The organism is Ruminiclostridium cellobioparum DSM 1351 = ATCC 15832 (assembly GCF_000621505.1).
Classification (GTDB): domain Bacteria; phylum Bacillota; class Clostridia; order Acetivibrionales; family DSM-1351; genus Ruminiclostridium; species Ruminiclostridium cellobioparum.
The window spans coordinates 1-3,711 of the sequence record NZ_JHYD01000074.1; the positions used below are offsets into that span (position 1 = coordinate 1).

Sequence of the window (3,711 nt, forward strand, 5' to 3'; positions counted from 1 at the left end):
AGGATTTCTGGCAATACCTAAATAAAATAACAATAAAATTATCTTGCCAAAGAAGAAACTAAAAAATTCAAACCATCAAAATAATTTACTCTCCCGCAAGATTATGCAGGAATACAGACATTATCCGGCTTTCCGGAATTTTCAGGAGGTGTTTTTATGAGATACCATTACGTCACAGAGTACTGATGTACCCTTGCAAATTGATATTTCAGGCTATCATATTGAGGTTTCAGACATGGATGCAGGCAGCATTTCAGTATCTGATTCTTACGGCACGCTTGCTGTACTGAGTCGCAGCCCTGTCTTATCAATTTTTCTAAAATGGCAAAAAGAAAGGCCCACGGGATTGTGTTTTTCCCGTTGACCTTTTATCTGTTATGTCTTATGTATTTAGGCAAAAAGCAGATGGTCATTACAAGATAACCGCCGCCTATTTTATGGAAGTTTTATAAAGTCGTATATAGTCAAATATGACTTAGGTGCATAAATATCCCTGAATGAATCCCTTCTAATTGGATATACTATTTGCCAGTCATCCACTTTAAAATTAATTGTTTTCTCTTGCACTCCATCGATCTCTAAATTACCAACTGTATTATAACTAATTTCGTTTCCTATAAAAACAAATTGATTGTGAGCGTTAGGTTCATATGTTTTCTGAAAAGAACCATTCAATTTTTTTAATGGGTCATTCCCTTTCAAAGGTTCAGCCATATATATGACTTCATTCTTACTAATTTCTCTGACTCCTTTTTCATCTCCAATAGCTTCCCAAATAGAATCTGTTACCTGTACAGGTTTGCATATGTATATTTTCTGCCCATCTTTTTCCTTATACTTTGTAATATCTACGGAATTTATTTTCACTGCAAACTTAACAGGTATAAAATCTAACAATATTAACAGTCCAATTATTGATATAAAACTGAATAAAAACATTTTCTTTCTCCTTTGCATTCACAAAGCCCCCTATTTTTTCGATTTATAAGTTTTCCAATAAGCCTTTTCTCCTTCAATTGGATATCTATATGAACCACTCTGTAAATATCCTGTCTTCGACCTTCCTTCTTTTATCTTAGCAATATCTTTATCTGGTTCACCATGTATTTTATACCAGGCTCTTTGAATTTTCCATCTATCCTCTATTATTTCAAGTTGCTTTGCAGTATAAGTTATTGTCCCATAATCAGTTTTTAATACCATTGCTTTCGTTACACCGCCTGTCAAATTTGACCACGCTTGTGCAAAGCTTTCATCACCACCAGTTCCCGTATTACACGAATAAAATGTTGAATTTGTATCACTAAATGCACTGCTATTTAGCGAAGATATATCAGATATTTTTATATCATAATTTGATCCAAAATTTAACTCACCAGGATGTCCATGCCCAAATAATGTAAAGTCGGTTATTTTGTTGGTAGACCTAGTATCCTTCTTAGCATCAATACTACCTGTATTGATATAACTTATGAATTCCTTTTTACTGTTTACAAACACTATTTTTACACCAAGATTTTTGGCTGTGGCTTCAAAATTTTCTAAGTCAGTTTTTGAATAACTACCTTTGTCAATCATCCACGTTATTGACTGTCCTGGGTTTGACGTTTTGTAGTCCTTAATCTGCTTTATAGCTGTCTCAATAAAGTTATACTTAAATCTACCTACTTCACCTTCTTGCCCAGATGCTACAATGATTTCTCCAGATACAAAATAATAACCTGAAGCAATTAGTATTTGTAGTCTTGTCACATTTGATACATCGACATCTTCATGACCTCCCTCAGGGCTATATAATCTATAAACTGCTTTACCCTTTCCATCTTTAATTGAAACACCTTTTTGACCATTAATAATTATTGTATTATTTCCCTCACCGGTTTCTAACGTTAATTTTGCACCTACTTCATCTATATTATTTATTTCATTATGGCTATTTTTGCCGGTAAGAACATAGTCAATTATACCTCTATTTTCTATGTACATACCTTTTTTAGTACCGTCAGTTATGTCCCCACCTTTAATATTCTTTATGTAGGCATTTTCATGATTATAAATTTTGGCAGTTCCGTTTTCACCGATATTAATACCTTTGTTTATCTTTCCGTAATTATCCAATAATAAACTGCTATTTTTCCCCAAATTGATTGTATCCATTACACCATAGTTGCTAACTTTTGCATAACTATTATCTGCTATGTTAAGAGTATCAAGATTACTATAGTTTTGAATATTACCAGAGACCTTGGTATCTGAGGTCATTATAATGTAACCATTCAGATTCCTCATATCAATCGCTTTGCTGCAATCCACATCAATTATTTTTCCATCTTTAAACATTGGTACAGTGCCGGTTCTATAATTTCCGTCTTCACCGTAAACTAATGATGCACCTTTACCACAGAAAAACTCTAATTCGTTAGCAGATATTCCCGAAGAACTGCCTGATGACGAAGATTTTGAACCAGAACTTGAAGAACTTCCACTTGATGATGAAGATTTTGAACCAGAGCTTGATGAACTCGAACTTGAGGATTTACCTGTACTTGAGGAACTACTGCTGCTTGAATTTTTATTGCCTCCTGTAACAGTTTTAACAACTTCTTTAATTGTATTGCTAATAGTTTTAACTATATTACCTAATATCGAATGTCCTGTCGGGTCTGTAAAGTTTACAGGATCATTCTCACAATCCCTAATAGGTTTAGGTTGGGATATTTTTAAGCACTTTTTTCAGTGCCTGATGTTTTCAAAGGTCAAAAGAAATAAATTTCTCTAGGAGTTATTTCTACGAAAAGTATAGCATTGTTCCATTAAAAGGAAAAGCACTTTTGCAAGTGCTTAAATATATAAAACATATTAAAATGATATGAATGTTAAGGCTTGGATTTTTCTTTTGTTACAGGTTTTTCTTTTACCTGTGTCGGGGGATTTATATATTCGGTTTTGTAGGTCATCATGCCCCAGATTATGTTGACAAGCCGTCTTTGTACGCATTTCAAGGCTTGCCTTTTTGTTTTGCCTTCTGAGAGTTTTTTGTTGTAGTAGTCATGGAAAAAGGGATTAACTATCCGCTTGTTTTTTCCTGCCGTCATGGTTACGGCTACTGCCAGCTTGTAGAATATTGAGTTTAGTGTCCTGTTTCCACGTTGATTTGAAAATTGGACATCTGTTTTGCCGGATGCATAGGTAACCGGAGCTACACCTGAGTACCTTGCGAGTTTGGCTGCTGTAGAAAATTTTGATATGTCCCCAATTTCTGCAATGAGGTTTGCAGCTGTAACTGTGTCTATTCCGCGCATTGTGGTTAGCTTGCAGTCAAAGTTTTCAATATAGCTTTCCAGGATGGCATCTATTGATTCAATTTCATCAAGGTTTGCCTGTATCTGCCTTATGGTTGATTTTACAGCTAAATCCCGGGTTTCCTGATAGTTGGCAGATGTGTTTCCGTCTTTTTTTATACAGGCCAGTATTTGCTGCGCTTTTTCAAGTCTCAGCCTTTTGTTGGAGTGTTCCTCCAGCAATTCTGCCAGTTCTTCTGCTGTAACTCCTGCCAGCTTTGACGGTGACGGGTACTTATCATAGAATACCAATGCACTTTTGCAGTCTATGTTTGCAAAGAATTTGTGATAGCTTGGATAGTGGCCGGATATAAAGGCGTGAAGGTGGTTTTTTAAAGCTGTGTTCATTTTTACAATAGACCTGCGCCTG

General features: G+C 35.1%; 3 protein-coding genes. All 3 read right to left on the minus strand.

All coding sequences use genetic code 11. The annotated features are described in order from the left end of the window. Positions 1-435: 435 nt before the first annotated feature. Entirely contained in the window at positions 436-957 is a 522-nt protein-coding gene (locus T344_RS0119290) for a hypothetical protein (RefSeq protein WP_027630039.1), read from the minus strand. Positions 958-969: 12 nt separating this feature from the next. Next, a complete protein-coding gene (locus tag T344_RS0119295; RefSeq protein WP_027630040.1) occupies positions 970-2,340 on the minus strand; it encodes a hypothetical protein in 1,371 nt (456 codons plus the stop codon). Positions 2,341-2,876: 536 nt separating this feature from the next. Next, a partial coding sequence (locus T344_RS28805) for an IS110 family transposase (protein ID WP_034862370.1) occupies positions 2,877-3,711 on the minus strand: 835 nt, incomplete at its 5' end.